We start from the raw sequence: 18,906 nt of genomic DNA, 5'->3' as shown, positions 1-18,906 counted from the left end.
ACCAGGGCCGCGCCAGCCCCGAGTCGGCCGGCAGGATTTCCGACATGCCCGCGTGGCGGCGGCTCAGACCCCGCCCAGCAGCGCCGAAATCCGCTGACCGGTCTTGCGCACCGCGGCGCGCAGCTCGGGCGAAATCGGGCCGCTGTCCTCGGTGGCGCGGGTGGCGTTGATCGCCGCGATCACCCGGCCCGACATGTCGCGCACCGGCGCCGCGACCGAGGCAATGCCGGCCTCGAAACTGCCGATCTGCTCGACCGTCTCCGCAGCACGGTCGCGGGCCCAATGTGCCCGGATCTCGGCAAAGCTGCGCCCCGGCCCGGTCTGGTCGCGATAGAGCGCGATCAGCGTCGCCTCGTCGACATCGGCCAGCAGCACCCGCCCCATGGTGGTATTGGCCGCCGGCAGCCGGCTGCCGACATGGACGATGCTGCCCATCCCCATCCGGCTGGGGCAGCGCAGCATGTAAAGCACCCGGTCGCCATCGCGCACGCCCAGATGCGTCGACCAGTCGGTTTCGTCCCTCAGCCGTTCGATCTCTGGCAGGGCGATTTCCACCAATTCCCGTGTCGCCATATAGCCATAGCCCAGACGCAGCACCGCCGGGCCGAGGCTGTAGGTCTTGCTGCGCGGGTCCTGCAGCAGGAACCCCATCTGCGTCAGCGTATAGGCGGTACGAAAGGCGGCGGAGCGGCTCAACCCCAGTTCCCGTGCCAAATCGGCCAGCGTCAATTCCTTGCGCTCCGGCGAAAACACCCCCAGCGCGCGCAGCCCGCGCACCAGGCCGGGCACGATATACCGGTCCTCAAGCAGCGGATCGGGCGACTCACCGTGTGTTTTGTCCATAAAACACTATGTAGCCCACAAAACACCCCTGCGATAGATCCGATTCCAACGACCCAACAGCGCGACAGAGAAAAGGATACCGCCATGAACGTGCAGACCCCGGCGACTACGCTCGCAGACGACCTGAAAGCCCATACCGGCCGCTTCACCGACAAGGTGTTCGACTGGAACGCCTTCCCCTCGAACGCCGGGTTCGAGGAACTGGCCCGGGCGCAGATGCGCTATATCGGTGCCGGCGGGTCGCCCAAGGTCGGCGATACCTCGACCCTGAAGCCCGATCACTTCACCCTGTCGCTGATCTACAAGGAACCGGGCCATTACGCCGCCTGCCACAGCCATGAGATCGAAGAGAGCTTCCTGATCATCGACGGCACCCTGATCGTTGGCTGGGAGAAGGACGGCGAAGTGGTCGAGGTCAACCTCGGGCCCAAGGACATGATCCTGAACGCCCGCGAGATCGGCCATGGCTTCCGCGTCGACGGGGTGGAACCGGTGATGATGTCGATCTCGGTCGATGTCGGCAAGCCGCTGCCGCCGGTCTATCACTATCACCCGAAGGAGCACCCGACCGAACTGGCCCGCACCTTCGGCGCCGAGCCCGGCAAGACCCTGAAATTCGACCGCAACGGCAGCCACCCGCTGCAGCAGCTGATGTCGAAATACGTGGTCCGTCATCATGAGCTGGAGACGATCTGGGAAGACGCCGGCTTCACCCGCAAGGTCTATGTCGGCAAGGGCGGCATCGAGACCGACACCTGCCGCAAGGAGATGTGGGGCGTGCCCAGCCGGGTCGCGGTTAAACCCTATGTCCGCCCGGTGGAAGACGCCATCATGGTGCTGGAAGGGTCGCTGGTCGTCGGCTGGGAAGAAAACGGCGAAGTGGTCGAGACCGAACTGGGCCCGCGCGATCTGGTCAAGACGCCGGCCGGCCGCAAGCACTGGTTCCGCAACACCTCCGCCGCGCCGGCGACCGTCTGGTCGGTGATCGGTCAGGCGGAAGAGGACGGCGTGCAATACCAAGCCGCCTGAACAGGTACAAAGTGTGAGTGAGTGACTGGGGCGCCTGCGTGGGCGCCCTTTTCTTGTTGCGCGGCCACGCCCGGGGTCAAAAGTTCGCGCCCGCCCCGAGGGTGACCGCTTTTTGAAAGGCCCCTTGGCACACGTCACGAAACGAGGGCAGCGCCCGCCCGAGGGGGGCGGTCGGGCGCTGCCCGGCGCAAACACCGGGCGCACCCCTCCGAAGGCTTCGCGACACTGATCGCCCCGGACGCCAGATGGCAAAAGGCCCGGCACGATGGCCGGGCCTGTCTTGGATCCTTCTGCCGGTTCAGGCCGCCGGCGCGGGTTCTCCCAGCGGCGCGGTCCAGGCGTGATAGCCATAGACCCAGTCGGCGTTGCCGCCCTGTTTCATCCAGTCGTTGGCCAGCGATCCCCGCTGCACCGCCGCGGTACGGGCACGGCGGCTGTCCTCATAGGCGATCAGCGCCGCCGGAACGTCCTGCGCGCCCGCGTCCAGCGCCCGGGCCAGCACAATGGCATCCTCGATCGCCATGCAGGCACCCTGCGCCATGAAGGGCACCATCGGATGCGCCGCGTCGCCCAGCAGCGTCACCCGGCCGCTGGACCAACGCGGCATCGGTTCGCGGACATGCAGAGCGGAGCGCATCACCTCGGTGCAGGCGGCCAACAGCGCCCGCGCCTCGGGGTGGAAATCGGCATAGGCGGCGCGCAGTTCCTCGACGTCGCCCGGCAGGGTCCATCCCTCTTCGCCCCAGCCGTCCTGACCGGTGGTGGCGAAGACGAAGATCTCATCGCCGCCGGTCAGCGGGAAGGTCACGATCTGCCGGGTCGGCTCCGGCCCCCACCACTTGGTGAAACTGTCGAGGTTCGGCGCCCCCGCCAGCGCCGCCCGCGGCACCACCGCGCGCCAGGACACCAGGCCGGCGAAGCTCGGTGCGTCCGGCCCGAACAGCGCCGCACGGATCACCGAATGGATACCGTCGGCACCGATCACCACATCGGCCGCGATCCGCTCTCCATCCTCAAGGATCAGCGTGGCGCCCTCCGCGCCCTGCGCCAGCCCGGCGACGCCGGCGCCGAAGCGGATCGTGCCGCGGGTCAGCGCCGCCTCTAGGGCATTCAGCAGATCGGCACGGTGAATGGCCAGCTGCGGCGCGCCGTATTTCTCCTCCGCCGCGTCCGACATCGGCAACCGCGAGGTTTCACGGCCATCGTCCCACATCCGGCTGATCCGGAACTCTGCCCGGGCGCCGGTGGCGCGCAGCACATCGCCCAGCCCCAGCCCGTCCAGCGCATGCATCGCGTTCGGCGTCAGATTCACATCCGCGCCGATCCGACCGAAGGCGCCGGCCTTCTCATAGATCGTCACCTCATGCCCTTTGGCCTGCAGCGCCAGCGCCAGGGTCATCCCTCCGACGCCCCCACCGGCCACGGCGATTCTCAGTTTTTCCATGAAGAGGCTCCCCTGCGAGGCGGCAAACACAGAAATCTTCCGCTCACCGCATATGTTCAATATAAAACACACTGTTCGTATTAGAATTTTTGACGTCGATACGGGCAGTTGTCAATGCAATCGCCCCTCACCCCAGCCGAGGCCGGGAAATTTCTTGACTCATCAGGGAGGAATGCCGCAACATCATTTTTGAACATACTGTTTATATGTGAACACTAAGTGACCGCGAAGACCGCGACAGGAGGCTGAGACACATGGATGCATTCAAGGACAAGCTGTCGGAACGAGCCCGCGACACCAGCCGCCCCGACCTGGCGCATCAATGCCAGGGCCGGCCGCTGACCGAGGCCGAAACCGCGCTGGCAGAGACGCTGATGGAAATCTACGGCGCCGGCACCCACGATTACGCCGCCGTCGCCGCGGCCCTAGCCGAACGCGCGCTGCCGGCACCGGTCTCCGGGCGGACCGACTGGACCGAGGCGCTGCTGGCCGAGGAACTGGCCGCAATCAACGCCGATCTCGATGCCGCCTATGAGGCGCATGGCTATGGCGCTTGAATTCCGCTCGGTCACCAAGACCTTCCCCACCACCTCCGGCGGCGAGATGACCGCCGTCTCGGACGTCAGCTTCCGGGTGGAAAAGGGCGAATTCGTTTCCGTCGTCGGCCCCTCGGGCTGCGGCAAGTCGACCATCCTGTCGATGACCGCCGGGCTCTATCAGCCGACCCGCGGCGAGGTGCTGGTCAGCGATCAGCCGGTGATGGGCCCCAATGCCCATGTCGGCTTCATGCTGCAAAAGGATCTGCTTCTGCCCTGGCGCAGCATCATCACCAATATCGAATTCGGACTTGAGGCGCGCGGCGTCTCCAAGGCCGACCGCCGCGCCCGCGCAATGGAAGAGCTGGAAGCCTGCCACCTCGCCGGGTTCGAACATCATTATCCCTATCAGCTCTCCGGCGGCATGCGGCAGCGCGCGGCACTGGCCCGGACGCTGGCGATCGACCCCGAGATCATCCTGCTGGACGAACCGTTCTCGGCGCTCGACGCGCAGACCAAGCTGTTGCTGCAGAACGCCTTCGCCAAGACCATCTCCGAGGCAGGCAAGACCACGCTGCTGATCACCCACGACCTGGCCGAAGCCGTGCTGATGTCCGACCGCATCCTGGTGCTGAGCGAGCGGCCCGGGTCGGTGATTGCCGAGATCAAGATCGACCTGCCGCACCGCGACGAACCGATCAAGCGGCGGGTACTGCCGGAGGTGAGCGACTATGCCGCCCAGCTCTTCAAATACTTGAAACTAGAAGAAAAAGCAGCCTGATAACAGGGAGTTCCAACACCATGAAACACAGCATCCTGAAAACCATCGCCGCCGCTGCGGTCGCCCTGTCGGCGACGGCAGCGATGGCAACCGAAAAAGTCACCTACCTCTTTCCGGCGCCGGACTTCCTGCCGGCCTTCGCGCCGTTCCAGCTGGCCAAGGGCAAGGGCTATTTCGAGGATGCCGGGCTCGACGTGACCTTCCAGGTCGGCAAGGGCGGCGCCGATGTGGCGACCCAGGTCGCGGTGGGCAACGCCGATCTCGGCGGCGGCATCGGCGACACCCCGATCATCGTCCGCGCCAACGGGCTGGATATCCGCGGCGTGGCGCTGCTGGGCGGCCGCGGCCTGACCCAGCTGGCCTGGCGCAAGGACAGCGGCATCACCGGCCCGGCCGATTTCAAGGGCAAGTCGATCGGCGTGCTCGCCTTCCAGGACACCACCTATTACAACCTGCTGGGTGCGCTGGCCTCGGTCGGGCTGACCAAGAACGACGTCGACATCCAGGCCGTCGGCCCGGGCGGCATCATCCAGCTGACCATCGCCGGCAAGCTTGACGGGTTCTCCGGCGTGCCGGAATGGATCGCCGCCGTGCAGGGCGCCGGCGTCGAGCTGGAGCAGCAACCGGTCGACAGCATCTTCCCCGCCATGGCGCAGGCGATCATCGCCTCCGACAAGACCATCGCAGAGCGGCCCGAGGTGGTACGCGGCATGGTTCAGGGCGTGCTGAAGGCGATCAACGACATCACCACCGACCCGGCCCAGGCCGCCAAGGACTATGTCTCCTTCGTGCCGCAGCATTCCGGCAAGGAAGCCCAGATCGAGGCGGTGATGCGCGCCTATTCGACGCTGATCTACCCCGAGGCCCCCGGCCTGCCGCTGGGCGCCTTCGATCCCGAGCGGATCGCCAAGGTGCAGAAATTCTATGTCGATGCCGGTCTGGTGAGCACCGCCGTCCCGGTGGATGAGCTTTACACCAACGACTTCGTGAAATGACCGACGCAACTGCAAGCTCGGCCGGGGCGAACGCCCCGGCCACCTCTCAAAGACGCGCGAAAGCCGGGAGACAGCGCATGGACCGCAGCAAAAGCACCACAATCGCAAGCCTCGGGCTGCTCGCCCTGGTCCTGCTGGCCTGGCAATACCTGCCGCCGGCGCTGGACGTGCCGAAATACATCATTCCGACGCTGACCGACTGCCTGGTCGAAATGAAGCGCATGTGGCTTTACGAAAAGCTGGTGTCGAACACCCTGTCGACCGCGCTCTACACCGTGCTGGGTTTTGCCGTCGGCAGCCTGCTGGGCGCCGTTCTGGGCTATCTGCTGGGCATGTCGCCGTTCTGGGAAAAGGTGCTGTCGCCCTATATCCTGGCATTGCAGATCGCCCCCAAGGTCGCCTTCGCACCGCTCTTCATCATGTGGTTCGGCTATAACGCCATGCCCAAGATGCTGGTGACGGTGCTGATCGTCTTCTTTCCGGTGCTGGTCAACGTGCTGCAGGCGATGCGCACCGTCGACCGCGACCTGGTCAACCTGGCTCGCGCCTACAACCTCAGCCGTCTCGGCATCTTCTGGAAGATCGAAATGCCCTCGACCCTGCCGAACCTGATGGCCGGCCTGCGCATTGCCTCCACCCTCGCGGTGATCGGCATCACCGTGGGCGAGCTGATCGGCGGCAACACCGGGCTCGGCTATCTGATTTCCTACGGCGGCGGCCAGGCCAATGCCGCGATGGTGTTCAACGCCATCATCCTGCTGACCGTGATCGGGTTCCTGCTCTACACCGTGCTGCAACACGTCGAGGAACGCATCCTGCACTATCTTCCCAAGGCGCAGCACTGAGCCCGCCTGAGACCTCAACGCATTGATTTCCCAAGGGAGAAAGCCATGACTGCCATCGACAAGAAGGCGCTGATCGAGAAACGGGTGAACGAGGGCCTGCGCGGCCAGTGGTACCCGGTGTGCAAATCGGTCGAGGTGAAGACCTCCAAACCCTATGGCACCAAGCTGCTGGGCGAAAAGATCGTGCTGTGGCGGGACGGCGCCGGCAAGCTGCGCTGCATCGAGGACTTCTGCCCCCACCGCGGCGCGCCGCTGAGCTATGGCGAGCTGCACGAGGGCAATATCGCCTGCCGCTATCACGGCGTGGTGGTCGATGGCGACGGTGTCGTGGTCAGCGTTCCGGCGATGCCCGAATGCGCGCTGGAGGGCCGCAAGGCGCTGAAATCCTATCCGGTGACCGAAGCCTATGACGCGGTCTTCGTCTATGTGCCCTCCGTCGATCAACCCGAAGCGCCCGAGCTGAAACTGCCGGCGGTGATGATGGATCACGAGAACTGGGCCGGCTTCCTCTGCACCTCGGTCTGGGAATCGAACTATCGCTACGCGCTCGACAACCTCGCCGACCCGATGCACGGCTGCTATCTGCACGCCGAGAGCTTCACCCTCGCCTACGGGTCGAAACAGGACCTGATGCAGCTCGACAAGACCGACAACGGTTTCCGCATCGAGCGTGTCGGCCAGACCGGCGAGAATTTCGACTGGACCGAGTTCGAGGTCTACCCGGGCGACATGTTCTGTTTCCTCGAAATCCCCTATCCGCCGGCGGCCGGCCCGGGCGGCGTGTTCCGCATCATCGGCTTCGTCACCCCTATGGACGAGCTGACCACCAAGGTGTTCTTCTGGCGCATGCGCGAAGTGAAGGGGCTGGCCCGCGACAGCTGGCGGTTCCTCTATCGCGCCAAGATGGAAAAGACCCATTGGGACGTGCTGGAACAGGACCGGGTCATGCTGGAAGGCATGCCCGATGACGCCCGCAAGCGCGAGATGCTCTATCAGCACGACCTGGGCGTCACCCGTCTGCGCCAGATCCTGACCCGCGCCGCCAAGGCGCAGATCGAGGCGGAACTGAAACAGCAAGACGTCGCGGCGGAGTGATCATGCTCAAGGACCGGCATATCCTGCTGACCGGCGCGGCCCGGGGACTGGGGGCGGAGATCGCCCGCAGCCTGGCCGGCCACGGCGCCCGGCTGATCGTCGCCGACATCGCCGAGGACGAGGGTCGCGCCACCGCCCTTGAGGTCGGGGCAGAGTTCCTGCCCGTCGACCTGGCCGATCCGGCATCGATCGCGGCGCTGGGGGCGGCGGTGTCCGAGCTGACGCACGGGGCGCTGCACGGGTTGGTCAACAACGGCGCCATCGCCACCGGCATCGGCGGCATCCCGTTCGACCAGATCGAGATCGACAGTTGGGATCTGGTGCATCGCGTCAATGTCCGCGGCACCTGGCTGATGACCCGCGCCTGCGCGCCGATGCTGCGCGCCTCCGGCTCCGGCCGGGTGGTCAACGTCGCCTCCGACACCGCGCTCTGGGGCGCGCCGAACCTGCTGTCCTACACCGCCAGCAAGGGCGCGGTGATGGCGATGACCCGGTCGCTGTCGCGCGAACTGGGCCCCGACCGCGTCGGCATCACCGCCGTGGCGCCGGGGATCCTCACCACCCCCTCGACCGATTACGTCCCCGAGGCACGTCACCGGCTCTATTCCGAAGGCCGCGCCGTACCGGGGCCGCAGGCGCCGGGCGAGATCACCGATGTGATTGCTTTCCTTCTGAGCGAGGGGGCGCTGACGCTGACCGGCCAGACCCTGCCGGTCAACAACGGCTTCGTGTTCAAATGAGCGGCTGGCACCCCCATACCTCGGGCGGCATCAGCTACCTGGAGCGGCCCGGCAACGGTGCGGTTCTGGTGCTGCTGCACGGCATCGGCTCTCAGGCTGCCTCGTTCACGCCGCTGCTGCCGCATCTGCCGGCCGACCTGCGGGTAATCGCCTGGAACGCCCCGGGCTACGCCGCCTCCACGCCGCTGGCCGAGGACTGGCCGGTGGCCGCCGACTACGCCCGCGCGCTCGACGGCTTCCTCGACCGGGTCGCCCCCGGCACCCCGGTGATGCTGCTCGGCCATTCGCTGGGCGCGCTGATGGGGGCGAGCTTTGCCGCCGCCCGCCGCGACCGGGTCAGCCACCTGACGCTGGCCTCGCCGGCGTTGGGGCACGGCATGGCCCGCGGCGGCGCCCTGAGCGCGGCGGCCCAGACCCGGCTGGACGATCTGGAACGCCAGGGGGCGGAGGCCTTTGCCGCCGCCCGCGCCGCGCGGCTGGTCTATCGCCCCGAGGACAACCCCGGTGTCGTCGATCTGGTCCGCAGCACCATGGCGCAGGTGAAACTGCCCGGCTACGGCCAGGCGGCCCGGATGCTGGCCTCCGGCCGGCTGCTGGATGACGCCGAGCAGCTGACCGTGCCGACCGATGTGATCGTCGGCGCCGAGGATCAGGTCACCCCGCCCGAAGGCGCCCGCCGCGCCCATGCCGCTCTGCGCCGGCCGCTGCGCGGCAAGCTGACCCTGCTCCCCGAAGCCGGGCATGCGATCTATCAACAGGCCCCGGCCGGGTTCGCCGCCGCGCTGGAGCTGACACCCGAACCCGCCACCCCCTGATGGCCGGACCCGGAGGACAAGACATGACTGAAACGATACGAGTGGGTGGCCTGCGCGGCATCATGATGCGCGGCCCGAACCTGACCACCACCCTGCCCTTCTACGAAGACATGTGGGGGCTGAAGCTGTCGCATAAGGACGATGGCGCCGTCTATCTGCGCGGCACCAGCGCCGAGCCCTTCCTCTACGGTCTGAAGGATGATCCGACCTATGGCATCGAATATGTGCATTTCTCGATGCCCGACCGCGCGACGATGGATGCGCTCTACGATCAGGTGATCGCCAAGGGCGCGCCGGTCAGCGGCAAGCCGGCGGAATTCGACGACTGGATGGGCGGCTATGGCTTCGAGGTGCTCGACCCCGACAACCGCCGCCTGCGGTTCCGCACCGACGCGCTGACGGTCGAGGCCGAACCCGAATGGGCCAAGCCGCGCAAGGTCAGCCATGTGGTGCTGAACACCCCCGACATGGAAGGCCTGGAACAGTGGTATTCCGAGGTGCTGGGCTTCCGCGTCTCGGATTACTCCGCCGATCAGATGGTGTTCCTGCGCTGCTCCACCGATCACCATGCCATCGCGCTGGTCCGCGCCTTCTATCCCAGCGTCAACCATGTCGCCTTCGAGCTGCCCTCGCTCAACGAATACATGCGCTCGATCGGGCGGATGCGGCAGAAGGGCCATGTACCGACCTGGGGGCCGGGCCGTCACGGTCCGGGCGACAATCCTTTCGCCTATTTCGTCTCGCCCTCGGGTTTCGTGATCGAATTCACCTCGGAGGTGCAGCAGATCGACGAGGCCACCCATGAGGCGCAGGTCTGGCCGCGCGACGTGCCCGAGAAGATGGACCAGTGGATGACCGCCGGCCCGCCCACGCCCGCGCAGCGCGCGGTGATGCAGGGTCGCCCCGATCCGGGCTTCCCCGAAATGCGCAAGACCACGACGGAGGCGGCAGAATGAACTTCGGGTACGAGAATTCCGTCGCCGTGGTGACCGGCGGCTCCTCCGGCATCGGGCTGGCCACGGTGCGGGTGTTGCTGGAGTCGGGCGCCAAGGTCGCGCTCTGCGCCCGCAACGCCTCCCGGCTGGAGGATGTGGCCGAGGTGCTGCGCCGCGACTTCGGCGCCGACCGGGTGCTGACCGATGCCTTTTCGGTGCTGGATGAGGAGGCAGTGAACGCCTTCGCCGACAAGGTGAAGGACAGCTTCGGGCGCTGCGACCTCTTGGTGAACAACGCCGGCCAGGGCCGTCAGTCGACCTTCGCCGATACCTCGAACCAGGACTGGCGCGACGAATATGAGCTGAAGATCTTCAGCCAGGTGCTGCCGATCCGCGCCTTCCTGCCGATGCTGAAGGAGACCAAGGGCGCCATCGTCGCGGTGAACTCTCTGCTGGCCTATCAGCCAGAAAGCCATATGGTCTGCACCTCCTCGGCCCGCGCCGGGGTGCAGAACATGCTGAAATCCCTCAGCCTGGAACTGGCGCCCGACGTGCGCGTCAATTCGGTGCTGATGGGGCTGATCGGATCGGGGCAATGGACCCGCCGCTTTGCCGCCCGAGAGGATCAGAGCGTCAGCCGCGAGCAATGGTATCGCGATCTGGCCGAACGCAAGGGCATTCCGATGCAGCGTCTGGGCGACGCCGAAGAGGCCGCCAATGCCATCGCATTTCTCGGGTCGCGTGCGGCCAGCTACATCACCGGTGCGCAGCTCGATGTTTCGGGCGGCCTGAACCGGCACATCTAAGGGACACATAGGGACGTGGGCATGAAACACGAGAATATCCAGCAAGTCGCCACCGTCGGCGATTTCATCGCCGAGGCCCTGGCCGATGTCGGTGTCACGACGATCTTCGGCGTGATCTCCATCCACAACATGCCGATCCTCGACGCGGTGGCGCGTCAGGGCCGGATCCGCTTCGTGCCCGCCCGGGGCGAGGCCGGGGCGATGAACATGGCCGATGCCTTCGCCCGCGCCTCCGGTGGGCTGGGGGTCTGCCTGACCTCGACCGGCACCGCCGCCGGCAACGCCGCCGGTGCCCAGGCCGAGGCGCTGACCGCCGGCAGCCGGGTGCTGCATCTGACCAGCCAGGTCGACACCAACTATGCCGACCGCGACCGCGCGCCGATCCACGACGTGCCGAAACAGGCCGAGATGCTGCGCGGCGTGTCGAAATCCGTCTTCCGCATCTGGGACGCCAATGGCGCCCTCGGCACCCTGAGTGCGGCGGTCTCCGCTGCCCTCTCCGCCCCCTCCGGCCCGGTGAGCCTTGAGGTGCCGGTCGACGTGCAGCGCAGCCCGGTGACCAGCACCGCGCGTATCCACGCCCCGGTGATCCAGCGCCCGATCGCGCCCGACAGCGTCATCGACGAAATCGCCGAACATCTGAAATCCGCCAAACGCCCGCTGATCTGGCTGGGCGGCGGCGCCCGCAACGCGGTGGCCGAGGCGACCGAACTGATGCGCCGCGGCGTCGGCGTCGTCAGCTCGACCAACGGCCGCGGCGTGGTCTCGGAGGAAGAGGCCGCCACGCTCGGCGCCTTCAACATGGGGCCGGATGCATCCGACCTCTATCAGACCTGCGATCTGATGCTGGTCGTCGGCTCCCGCCTGCGCGGCAACGAGACGCGCAACAACCAGATGCCGTTGCCCCGGCCGCTGCTGCAGATCGACGCCGACGCCGGCCAGGGCGGGCGCAACTATCCGATCGACGTCTTCGCCCATGGCGATGCCGCCGACACGCTGCGCCGGCTGCTCGACCGTCTGCCCGAGAAGCTGGACACCGATCCGCAGCTGACCTTCGATATTGCCAAGGCCCGCGCCACCGCCGAGGGCCGGCTGCGCGATCAGCTTGGCGCCTATCGCGTCATCGCCGATGCGATCAGCGCCAAGGTGGGCGAAGGCAATCACGTCTGGGTCCGCGATGTGACCATCTCGAACTCGACCTTCGGCAACCGCTATGTCCGGCTGTCCGAGCCGACCCAGGGCGTTCACGCGCTTGGCGGTGGCATCGGTCAGGGCGTGGCGATGGGCGTGGGCGCGGCGCTGGCCTGCGAGGGGCGCAAGGCGATCACCCTGATCGGCGACGGCGGCACCATGCTGGGCCTGGCCGAGATGATCACCGCCGTCGAGGAACGCGCGCCGCTGGTCTATGTGCTGATGAACGATCAGGCCTATGGGGTGATCCAGAACATCCAGGACGCGCAATACGACAGCCGCCGGCACTATTCGCAGCTGCATGTCCCGGATTTCGAGGCCTTCTGCGGCTCGATCAACATGCCGCATGTGCGGGTCGGTGACGTGACCGAGTTCGAGGCCGTGCTGGAAACCGCCATCGCCGCCGACGGTCCGCGCCTGATCGAGGTCGACATGTGCGCCATCGGTCCCTTCGCCCAGAGCTTTGCCGGTCCGCCCGCTGGCGCCGCCGGCAAGACGGAGTAAACCGCAATGCATCTCGGTGTGATCGGATACGGCAACATCGCCCAGACCCTACTGGAGCTGCTGAGCCAGCCGGGCGCCCCCGCCGTCACCCGCGTGACGCTGCTGGTGCGCCCCGGCAAGGCGACAGCCGCAGCCGAGGCGGCCGGCGGCTTCGCCCTGCCCATAGCAGCGGTGGAAACGGCTGAGGCACTGATCGCCGGCGCCCCCGATCTGGTGGTGGAATGCGCCGGCCACGCGGGCGTCACCGCCCATGTGCCCGCCGTGCTGCGCGCCGGCATCGACACCGTGGTCGTCTCCATCGGCGCGATGTCGGACGATGCGCTGGCGACGGAGCTGAAGGCGGCGGCCCAGGCTGGCGGTGCGCGGATCGTGCTGCCGGCGGGCGCGGTGGGCGGGATCGACCTTCTCGCCTCGCTCTCCGCCTCGGGGCCTGTCGAGGTCACCTATCGCGGCATCAAGCCGCCCAAGGCCTGGGCCGGCACCCCGGCGGAAGAGGTGACGGATCTGGAAACGCTCAATCACGCGCTGGTCTTCTTCGAAGGCACGGCGCGCGAGGCGGCCTCGCAGTTTCCCAAGAACGCCAATGTGGCGGCAACGCTGGCGCTGGCCGGCGCCGGCCTCGATGCCACGCGGGTGGAGCTGATCGCCGATCCGGCCGCGCCCGGTAATATCCATGCCTATGAGGTGCGCTCGAACGTGGCGAACTACAGCATGAAAATCGAAAACCTGCCCTCCAAGGGCAACGCGAAGACCAGCGTGTCGACGATCTATTCCGTCCTGCGGGAGATCCGGAACCGGCTGGCAGTGGTGGCAATCTGATGGATACGACTTTCGACGGGATGCCGGACGGGCGCCTCTATCTGGCCGGCGACTGGCGCGAGGGCACCGGGGCCGAGATCACCTCGGTCTTTCCGGCCGACGGCAGCGTCAACCGGGTGCTGAAGGGCGCCTCGCGCGCCGATGGGGAAGAGGCCATCGCCAGGGCCAAGGCGGCGCAGGCCGATCCGGCCTGGCTGGGGCTGAAGCCGCATGAACGCGCGCGCTACCTCTATGCCATCGCCGACGGGATCGAGGCGAATATCGACCGCATCTCGCAAATCCAGACCCGCGACACCGGCAAGACCCTGCGGGAGACCGCCGCGCTCGCCGCCTCCGCCGCCGGCACCTTCCGCTATTTCGGCGCGGTGGTGGAAACGATGGACGAGGATCTGACGGTGCAGCGCGGCACCGCGCTGACCATGTCGGTGCACGAGCCGCTGGGCATCGTCGCAGCGATCACGCCCTGGAACTCTCCGATCGCGTCGGACGCGCAAAAGGTGGCCCCGGCGCTCGCCGCCGGCAATGCGGTGATCCTGAAACCCGCCTCCTGGTCGCCGCTCACCGCGCTGGAGCTGGCCCGCATCGTCGATGCGGCGGGCCTGCCCAAGGGCCTGTTCTCGGTGCTGCCGGGATCGGGGCGCGAGATCGGCAACCTGCTGGTGGAACATCCCGACATCGCCCGCGTCAGCTTTACCGGCGGCACCACCACAGGCCGCGCGCTGGCACGTCAGGCCGCCGACAAGCTGATGCCGGTCAGCCTGGAGCTGGGCGGCAAATCCCCCACCATCGTCTTCGAGGACGCGGATCAGGATCAGGCGCTGGCCGGCATCCTGTTCGGCATTTTCTCCTCCTCAGGGCAAAGCTGCATCGCCGGATCGCGGTTGTTCGTGCAGAAAAGCATCTATGACAGCTTCGTGCCGCGTCTGGTCGAGGCGACCAAGCGGCTGAAGGTCGGCCATCCCTTCGATGCCGACACCCAGGTCGCGCCACTGATCCACATGGACCACCGTGCCGAGGTTGCCGATCACGTTGCCCGCGCGATTGCCGACGGCGCCGAACTGCTCTGTGGCGGCGCCATCCCGGAGGGCGACCTTTATGCCAAGGGCAGCTATTACCTGCCCACCATCCTGGCCGGCGTGACGAACACCGACCGCATCTGTCGCGAAGAGGTGTTCGGCCCAGTTCTGGTGGTGATGCCCTTTGAGGACGAGGCAGATGTGATCGCCCAGTCGAACGATAACGACTATGGCCTTGCCTGCGGTCTCTGGACCCGGGACTTCCCGAAGGCCTGGCGGGTCGGTCGCGCCATCCGCTCCGGCACCATCTGGCACAACACCTATAAGCAGTTCTCGATCTCCACGCCCTTCGGCGGCGAGGACGACAGCGGCGTCGGTCGGGAAAAGGGCCGTCAGGGGCTGCGCGCCTATATGGCACAGAAGAGTTTTTACACCGATCTCACCGGCCAGATGCACCCCTGGGCCGCAGCGACCGTGGAGGGACTATGACCGCAGGTAAAATCGCCATCGTCGGCGCCGGCCCCTCAGGCTGCTTTCTGGCGCAATCGTTGCTGAAGGCCGCGCCCGAGCTGGAAGTCGACCTGATCGACCGGCTGCCGGTGCCCTATGGGCTGGTGCGCTATGGCGTGGCCGCCGACCATCAGGGCACCAAGGGCGTGGCGCGGCAGTTCGCCCGCATCTTCGAACGTCAGGGCGCCCAGTTCCACGGCAATATCACCCTTGGCCAGGAGGTGACGCTGGAGGCGCTGCAAACCGCCTATGACGCGGTGGTTCTGGCCGCCGGGCTGATGCAGGATCGGGCGCTGGAAATTCCCGGCGGCGACCTGCCCGGCATCCATGGCGCCGGAGCGATCACCCGCGCGCTCTATGACCACCCCGACGCGACGCCGCTGCCCGATCTGGGTCCACGCCCGCTGATCGTCGGCAACGGCAATGTGGCGATCGATCTTCTGCGGCTGCTCGCCAAGCAACCGGAAGAGCTGGAGGGGTCCGACCTCGGCCCCGTCGCCACCGGCTGGCTGCGCCAGAACGGCGTCGAGGAGATCACCATCACCGGCCGTTCCCCCGCCGCGCAGGCGAAATTCGACACCGTAATGATCAAGGAACTGTCGAAGCTCTCCGGCGTGACCATCCACGTCGAAGGGGCAGGCTCCAGCGAGGATGCCGCCGAGGCCAAGAAAATCGAGGCGGTTCTGGCGCTGCACGGCCATGCCACAGGCCCGCGCCGCGTCACCTTCCGCTTCGGCCTGACGCCGCTGGCGGTCGAGGGCGACGAACGGGTCACCGCCATGCGGTTCCAGACGACGGCGGGTGAGGAAACCCTGCCCTGCACCTCGGTCCTGACCGCCATCGGCTTTTGCGCCGACGGTGTGCTGCCGCGCGATACGCTGCTGGCAGGGGCGCAGGATGCCGAGGCCGGCGTGCTGGCCCCGGGCCTCTATGCCACCGGCTGGTTTCGCCGGGGCCCGCGTGGGACGATTCCGGAAAACCGCGCCGATGCCCAGGCGCTTGCCACCCGTATCCTGGCAGAGCTGACGCCGGATCCGGACAAACCCGGCCGCGTCATCCTGTCCGATCTGGATGCCCGGGTGGACTACAGCGGCTGGACGCGTATTGACGCACATGAAATCGCGACGGCCCCCGACGACCGGTGCCGCGCCAAGATCGCCAGCCGCGAGGAAATGCTGCGCCTCGCCCGCGAAGAGGAGAAGACGAAATGAAGATCACCATTCTCTACGGCACCGAAACCGGCAACGCCGAGATGCTGGCCGAAGACATCCAGGCCGAACTGGAAGGCGACCACGAGGTCGACTGCCTGAACCTCTCCGACATGGGCGCCGGCGATTTCGATCCGTCGCGTTTCTATCTGCTGGTCTGCTCGACCTATGGCGACGGCGAGCTGCCGGCCTCGGCCCAGCCCTTCGCCGAGGCGGTGGAGGCGGAGAAACCCGATCTTTCCGCCATCAAGTTCGCCATCTTCGGTCTCGGCGACAGCGAGTACGACGAGACCTTCAACTTCGGTCCCAAGACGCTGGCCGAGCTGCTGCAGGCCCAAGGCGCCACCCAGGTGGGCGAGCGGATCGCGCATGATGCCTCCGGCCCCGACATGGCCGAGGATCTTGCCTTCCCCTGGGCCGAGGCCGTGGTCGCCGAGGCGGCGGAGCTGATCGGCGAGGACGCCTGATGCGCCCGGAGGAGATCCGCGACCGCCTGGCGGTGCCGTGGCAGCACGGCGACTACGTCGATCTGCGCGGCATCACCTGCGACAGGCTGCTCGACCTGCGCGATCTGGCTCTGACCGGCGTCGATTTCTCCGGCGCCACCTTTGCCGGCGGCATCGATGCCCGTGGCGCCCGGTTCGAGGGCATCAGCTGGTTTCGCGATGTCACCTTCGCCGGACCGGCGCAATTCGATGGCGCGTGCTTCATGAACGACGCCCGCTTCGAACAGGCCCGGTTCAAGGCTGCTGCCGGCTTCTCCGGGGCGGAGCTACGCGGGATCGGCCGGTTCGACGCCGCGGACTTCGCCGCCGGCGCCGACTTCTCCGGGCTGATCAGCTATGGCAATGTCTCGCTGCAGGGGGTGAGCGCCCGTGGCGCGGTCAGCTTCCGCGGCGGCGAGTGGCTGGGCGGGCTCTGGTGTCAGGGCGCAAGGCTGCCCGAGGGCACCGACCTGACCGATACCCAGGTGCACGGCCGCCTGTGGCTGCGCGACGCCCGGCGCGGCAATGCGGCGCTGGAGACCGGAGATTTCGGTATGTCCTTCGGATACACCTACCTGTGATCCCGGCCGCCGGTCACATCTGATCGGCGCGCCAGCCGCGATAGCCCAGAGCCTCGGAAATCTCCTGCGCGGCGGCGCGCAGATCGGATTTGATATCCTCGACGATGGCGCTGTCTTCGGCAAAGACGCTGGCGTGGCCAGTAACATTGATCGCCGCCACCGCCTGGCCCTTGTGATCGTAGACCGCCACCGCCGCCGACCCGATGTCATGTTCGAAGTTCGCCACGCTCCAGGTCATGCCCTGGGCGCGATCCGTGGCCAGCTGGCTTTCCAGCTCGTCGAGCGAGGTCCGCGTCTTGTCGGTATAGGCCTCCAGCGCATGGCCGCGATAGAGCTCTCGCAGCTCCGCCGGCGACAGCTCCGCCAGCAGGATGCGACCGATGGTGGTTGCATGGGCCGGCAGGCGCGAGCCTTCGCGCACCGAGCTGGCCAGATGCGACACCGGGGTTTCCCGCGCCAGATAGACGATCTCGCGCCCCTCCCGCACCCCCAGATGGGTCGACAGCCCCAGCTTCTGCGCCAGCGCCTTCAGCACCGGGCGCGCGGTGGGGATGATGCCGCGATCGTTCAGCGCCTGGGTGGCCAGTGCGATCAGCCCGGTGCCCAGACGATAGCCGCCATCCTCGGGCAGCTGTTCGATCATCCGCTCGGCCTCCAGCGTCGCCAGCAGCCGGATCAGCGTGGTCCGGTTGATCCCCAGTTCCTTCGCCGCACGGCTGGAGTTGCGGCAGCGGTTGCCCGCCGCGATATGGCGCAGCAGGCGAAACGCCCGTTCGACCGGCGGCACCGAATATTCCGGGCCGGGTTTCTTCTGCGCGAATTCATCGGCAGCGGGGTCATCCGCCAGGGGGGCGGTATCGGGGCTGGTCATCGTCAGGCTCCGCAAGGTCCAACCAATATTGAACAGGGCCTTCTAATTTGATCAACCCCGGGACACAACCCAGCCGCCTTTCCGCCCCGCAGCGACCGCCCCGGGCGCCTTAAACTTCGTCAAATCCCTGATAGAACCGGTTCCAGGTCGGCGAAATCAGGATCTCGTTGACGCAGGCATGCGGCGGCATCTGGGCGACGAAGCGCACGGTGGCTGCCAGATCCGCCACCTGCAGCATCCGCGCCCGCACCTCGGCCGAGGGCGGGTTCGGCCGCTGGTCGAGAATATCGGTGGCCACCTCCCCCGGCATGATCACGGTCGAGCGGATGCCATAGCCGCCGCCTTCGTCGTTGATCATCTCGTTCAGCGCGATCACCGCCCGTTTGGTGGCGCTGTAGGCGGGGCCGGTCAGCCGTCCGGCATACCGGCCTGCCCAGCTGGAGATCAGGATCAGCTGACCGCCGCCGCGCGCCCGCATCCCCGGCAGCACCGCATGCGCCGGATAATAGACCCCGTTGAGGTTCACATCGACGACCCTCTGCCAGTCCTCGGCGCTCAGATCGAACAGCCCGCGCCGGGGCACGTTCAGCCCGGCATTGGCCAGCAGGATGTCGACCGAGCCGATCTGCTCCGCCGCGGCGGTTACCGCATCGACGTTGGTGACATCTACCGGCACCGCCCGCGCCCGGCCGCCGGCGGCGGTGATCTCATCGACCACGGCCTGCAACGGTGCGGCCCGGCGACCGGAGACCACCACCTCCGCCCCGGCCGCGGCAAGTTCCAGCGCCGCCGCCTTGCCGATGCCGGAGCCGCCGCCGGTGATCCAGGCGCATTTACCCACGAGTGTTTCCGTCATG

At 67.1% G+C, this 18,906-nt stretch carries 20 protein-coding genes; 16 read left to right on the top strand and 4 right to left on the bottom strand.

What is annotated here, in order from left to right:
* Nucleotides 1-63 precede the first annotated feature (63 nt).
* The gene (locus QO033_RS21100) at nucleotides 64-843 is read right to left on the bottom strand and encodes an IclR family transcriptional regulator (RefSeq protein ID WP_284482880.1); all 780 of its coding nucleotides are present in this window, start codon (nucleotides 841-843) and stop codon (nucleotides 64-66) included.
* A gap of 84 nt (nucleotides 844-927) precedes the next feature.
* Between QO033_RS21100 and QO033_RS21095 the strand changes: the two genes are divergently transcribed.
* The gene (locus QO033_RS21095) at nucleotides 928-1,872 is read left to right on the top strand and encodes a cupin domain-containing protein (RefSeq protein ID WP_284482879.1); all 945 of its coding nucleotides are present in this window, start codon (nucleotides 928-930) and stop codon (nucleotides 1,870-1,872) included.
* 298 nt (nucleotides 1,873-2,170) lie between these two features.
* Here QO033_RS21095 and QO033_RS21090 read toward each other — a convergent pair whose 3' ends face one another.
* Nucleotides 2,171-3,316: an FAD-dependent monooxygenase gene (locus QO033_RS21090; protein WP_284482878.1), complete on the bottom strand. Its 1,146-nt coding sequence runs from the start codon at nucleotides 3,314-3,316 to the stop codon at nucleotides 2,171-2,173.
* Nucleotides 3,317-3,570: 254 nt separating this feature from the next.
* On the opposite strand from QO033_RS21090, the gene QO033_RS21085 reads away from it, so the two are divergent.
* From QO033_RS21085 to QO033_RS21015, 15 genes are all read left to right on the top strand, one after another.
* A complete protein-coding gene (locus QO033_RS21085) occupies nucleotides 3,571-3,873 on the top strand; it encodes a recombinase-like helix-turn-helix domain-containing protein (RefSeq protein ID WP_284482877.1) in 303 nt (100 codons plus the stop codon).
* Complete coding sequence (locus QO033_RS21080; protein ID WP_284482876.1) at nucleotides 3,863-4,633, top strand: ABC transporter ATP-binding protein; 771 nt, start codon at nucleotides 3,863-3,865, stop codon at nucleotides 4,631-4,633. Before QO033_RS21085 ends, QO033_RS21080 begins: the two co-directional genes overlap by 11 nt.
* A gap of 20 nt (nucleotides 4,634-4,653) precedes the next feature.
* Nucleotides 4,654-5,628 (top strand): ABC transporter substrate-binding protein, encoded by a 975-nt coding sequence (locus QO033_RS21075; protein ID WP_284482875.1) that lies wholly within the window; start codon nucleotides 4,654-4,656, stop codon nucleotides 5,626-5,628.
* Between the two features lie 77 nt (nucleotides 5,629-5,705).
* Entirely contained in the window at nucleotides 5,706-6,473 is a 768-nt protein-coding gene (locus QO033_RS21070) for an ABC transporter permease (protein ID WP_284482874.1), read from the top strand.
* Between the two features lie 45 nt (nucleotides 6,474-6,518).
* Nucleotides 6,519-7,568, top strand: a complete 1,050-nt coding sequence (locus QO033_RS21065; protein ID WP_284482873.1) for an aromatic ring-hydroxylating oxygenase subunit alpha — start codon at nucleotides 6,519-6,521, stop codon at nucleotides 7,566-7,568.
* A 2-nt stretch (nucleotides 7,569-7,570) separates the two neighbouring features.
* Nucleotides 7,571-8,308, top strand: coding sequence for an SDR family oxidoreductase (locus tag QO033_RS21060; RefSeq protein ID WP_284482872.1), 738 nt, complete (start codon nucleotides 7,571-7,573; stop codon nucleotides 8,306-8,308).
* The gene (locus tag QO033_RS21055) at nucleotides 8,305-9,123 is read left to right on the top strand and encodes an alpha/beta fold hydrolase (protein ID WP_284482871.1); all 819 of its coding nucleotides are present in this window, start codon (nucleotides 8,305-8,307) and stop codon (nucleotides 9,121-9,123) included. The genes QO033_RS21060 and QO033_RS21055 overlap by 4 nt, the downstream gene beginning before the upstream one ends.
* Nucleotides 9,124-9,146: 23 nt before the next feature.
* Entirely contained in the window at nucleotides 9,147-10,079 is a 933-nt protein-coding gene (locus QO033_RS21050; protein ID WP_284482870.1) for a VOC family protein, read from the top strand.
* Nucleotides 10,076-10,864: an SDR family oxidoreductase gene (locus QO033_RS21045; RefSeq protein WP_284482869.1), complete on the top strand. Its 789-nt coding sequence runs from the start codon at nucleotides 10,076-10,078 to the stop codon at nucleotides 10,862-10,864. The genes QO033_RS21050 and QO033_RS21045 overlap by 4 nt, the downstream gene beginning before the upstream one ends.
* Before the next feature lie 21 nt (nucleotides 10,865-10,885).
* A complete protein-coding gene (locus QO033_RS21040) occupies nucleotides 10,886-12,559 on the top strand; it encodes a thiamine pyrophosphate-binding protein (RefSeq protein ID WP_284482868.1) in 1,674 nt (557 codons plus the stop codon).
* A gap of 6 nt (nucleotides 12,560-12,565) precedes the next feature.
* The gene (locus tag QO033_RS21035) at nucleotides 12,566-13,378 is read left to right on the top strand and encodes an aspartate dehydrogenase (protein WP_284482867.1); all 813 of its coding nucleotides are present in this window, start codon (nucleotides 12,566-12,568) and stop codon (nucleotides 13,376-13,378) included.
* Nucleotides 13,378-14,883, top strand: coding sequence for an aldehyde dehydrogenase (locus tag QO033_RS21030; RefSeq protein WP_284482866.1), 1,506 nt, complete (start codon nucleotides 13,378-13,380; stop codon nucleotides 14,881-14,883). Before QO033_RS21035 ends, QO033_RS21030 begins: the two co-directional genes overlap by 1 nt.
* Entirely contained in the window at nucleotides 14,880-16,115 is a 1,236-nt protein-coding gene (locus QO033_RS21025; protein WP_284482865.1) for an FAD-dependent oxidoreductase, read from the top strand. The genes QO033_RS21030 and QO033_RS21025 overlap by 4 nt, the downstream gene beginning before the upstream one ends.
* Nucleotides 16,112-16,579, top strand: coding sequence for a flavodoxin domain-containing protein (locus QO033_RS21020; protein WP_284482864.1), 468 nt, complete (start codon nucleotides 16,112-16,114; stop codon nucleotides 16,577-16,579). The genes QO033_RS21025 and QO033_RS21020 overlap by 4 nt, the downstream gene beginning before the upstream one ends.
* Nucleotides 16,579-17,178, top strand: coding sequence for a pentapeptide repeat-containing protein (locus tag QO033_RS21015; protein WP_284482863.1), 600 nt, complete (start codon nucleotides 16,579-16,581; stop codon nucleotides 17,176-17,178). Before QO033_RS21020 ends, QO033_RS21015 begins: the two co-directional genes overlap by 1 nt.
* Nucleotides 17,179-17,191: 13 nt before the next feature.
* Here the strand turns inward: QO033_RS21015 and QO033_RS21010 are convergent, their stop codons facing one another.
* Together QO033_RS21010 and QO033_RS21005 are read right to left on the bottom strand one after the other, a co-directional pair.
* The gene (locus QO033_RS21010) at nucleotides 17,192-18,049 is read right to left on the bottom strand and encodes an IclR family transcriptional regulator (protein WP_284482862.1); all 858 of its coding nucleotides are present in this window, start codon (nucleotides 18,047-18,049) and stop codon (nucleotides 17,192-17,194) included.
* A gap of 109 nt (nucleotides 18,050-18,158) precedes the next feature.
* Entirely contained in the window at nucleotides 18,159-18,905 is a 747-nt protein-coding gene (locus tag QO033_RS21005) for an SDR family oxidoreductase (RefSeq protein ID WP_284482861.1), read from the bottom strand.
* Nucleotide 18,906: the final 1 nt, after the last annotated feature.

The organism is Pseudodonghicola flavimaris (assembly GCF_030164425.1).
Classification (GTDB): Bacteria; Pseudomonadota; Alphaproteobacteria; order Rhodobacterales; family Rhodobacteraceae; genus Pseudodonghicola; species Pseudodonghicola flavimaris.
This window is presented reverse-complemented; position numbering and strand designations above follow the sequence as displayed.

Bases quoted from the DNA above. Each gene is read 5' to 3' on its own strand.
- QO033_RS21035 (WP_284482867.1), top strand. From the start codon at position 12,566: ATGCATCTCGGTGTGATCGGATACGGCAACATCGCCCAGACCCTACTG.
- QO033_RS21075 (WP_284482875.1), top strand. From the start codon at position 4,654: ATGAAACACAGCATCCTGAAAACCATCGCCGCCGCTGCGGTCGCCCTG.
- QO033_RS21065 (WP_284482873.1), top strand. From the start codon at position 6,519: ATGACTGCCATCGACAAGAAGGCGCTGATCGAGAAACGGGTGAACGAG.
- QO033_RS21055 (WP_284482871.1), top strand. From the start codon at position 8,305: ATGAGCGGCTGGCACCCCCATACCTCGGGCGGCATCAGCTACCTGGAG.
- QO033_RS21080 (WP_284482876.1), top strand. From the start codon at position 3,863: ATGGCGCTTGAATTCCGCTCGGTCACCAAGACCTTCCCCACCACCTCC.
- QO033_RS21090 (WP_284482878.1), bottom strand. From the start codon at position 3,316: ATGGAAAAACTGAGAATCGCCGTGGCCGGTGGGGGCGTCGGAGGGATG.
- QO033_RS21040 (WP_284482868.1), top strand. From the start codon at position 10,886: ATGAAACACGAGAATATCCAGCAAGTCGCCACCGTCGGCGATTTCATC.
- QO033_RS21070 (WP_284482874.1), top strand. From the start codon at position 5,706: ATGGACCGCAGCAAAAGCACCACAATCGCAAGCCTCGGGCTGCTCGCC.
- QO033_RS21050 (WP_284482870.1), top strand. From the start codon at position 9,147: ATGACTGAAACGATACGAGTGGGTGGCCTGCGCGGCATCATGATGCGC.
- QO033_RS21010 (WP_284482862.1), bottom strand. From the start codon at position 18,049: ATGACCAGCCCCGATACCGCCCCCCTGGCGGATGACCCCGCTGCCGAT.
- QO033_RS21020 (WP_284482864.1), top strand. From the start codon at position 16,112: ATGAAGATCACCATTCTCTACGGCACCGAAACCGGCAACGCCGAGATG.
- QO033_RS21085 (WP_284482877.1), top strand. From the start codon at position 3,571: ATGGATGCATTCAAGGACAAGCTGTCGGAACGAGCCCGCGACACCAGC.
- QO033_RS21005 (WP_284482861.1), bottom strand. From the start codon at position 18,905: ATGACGGAAACACTCGTGGGTAAATGCGCCTGGATCACCGGCGGCGGC.
- QO033_RS21025 (WP_284482865.1), top strand. From the start codon at position 14,880: ATGACCGCAGGTAAAATCGCCATCGTCGGCGCCGGCCCCTCAGGCTGC.
- QO033_RS21060 (WP_284482872.1), top strand. From the start codon at position 7,571: ATGCTCAAGGACCGGCATATCCTGCTGACCGGCGCGGCCCGGGGACTG.
- QO033_RS21015 (WP_284482863.1), top strand. From the start codon at position 16,579: ATGCGCCCGGAGGAGATCCGCGACCGCCTGGCGGTGCCGTGGCAGCAC.
- QO033_RS21045 (WP_284482869.1), top strand. From the start codon at position 10,076: ATGAACTTCGGGTACGAGAATTCCGTCGCCGTGGTGACCGGCGGCTCC.
- QO033_RS21030 (WP_284482866.1), top strand. From the start codon at position 13,378: ATGGATACGACTTTCGACGGGATGCCGGACGGGCGCCTCTATCTGGCC.
- QO033_RS21100 (WP_284482880.1), bottom strand. From the start codon at position 843: ATGGACAAAACACACGGTGAGTCGCCCGATCCGCTGCTTGAGGACCGG.
- QO033_RS21095 (WP_284482879.1), top strand. From the start codon at position 928: ATGAACGTGCAGACCCCGGCGACTACGCTCGCAGACGACCTGAAAGCC.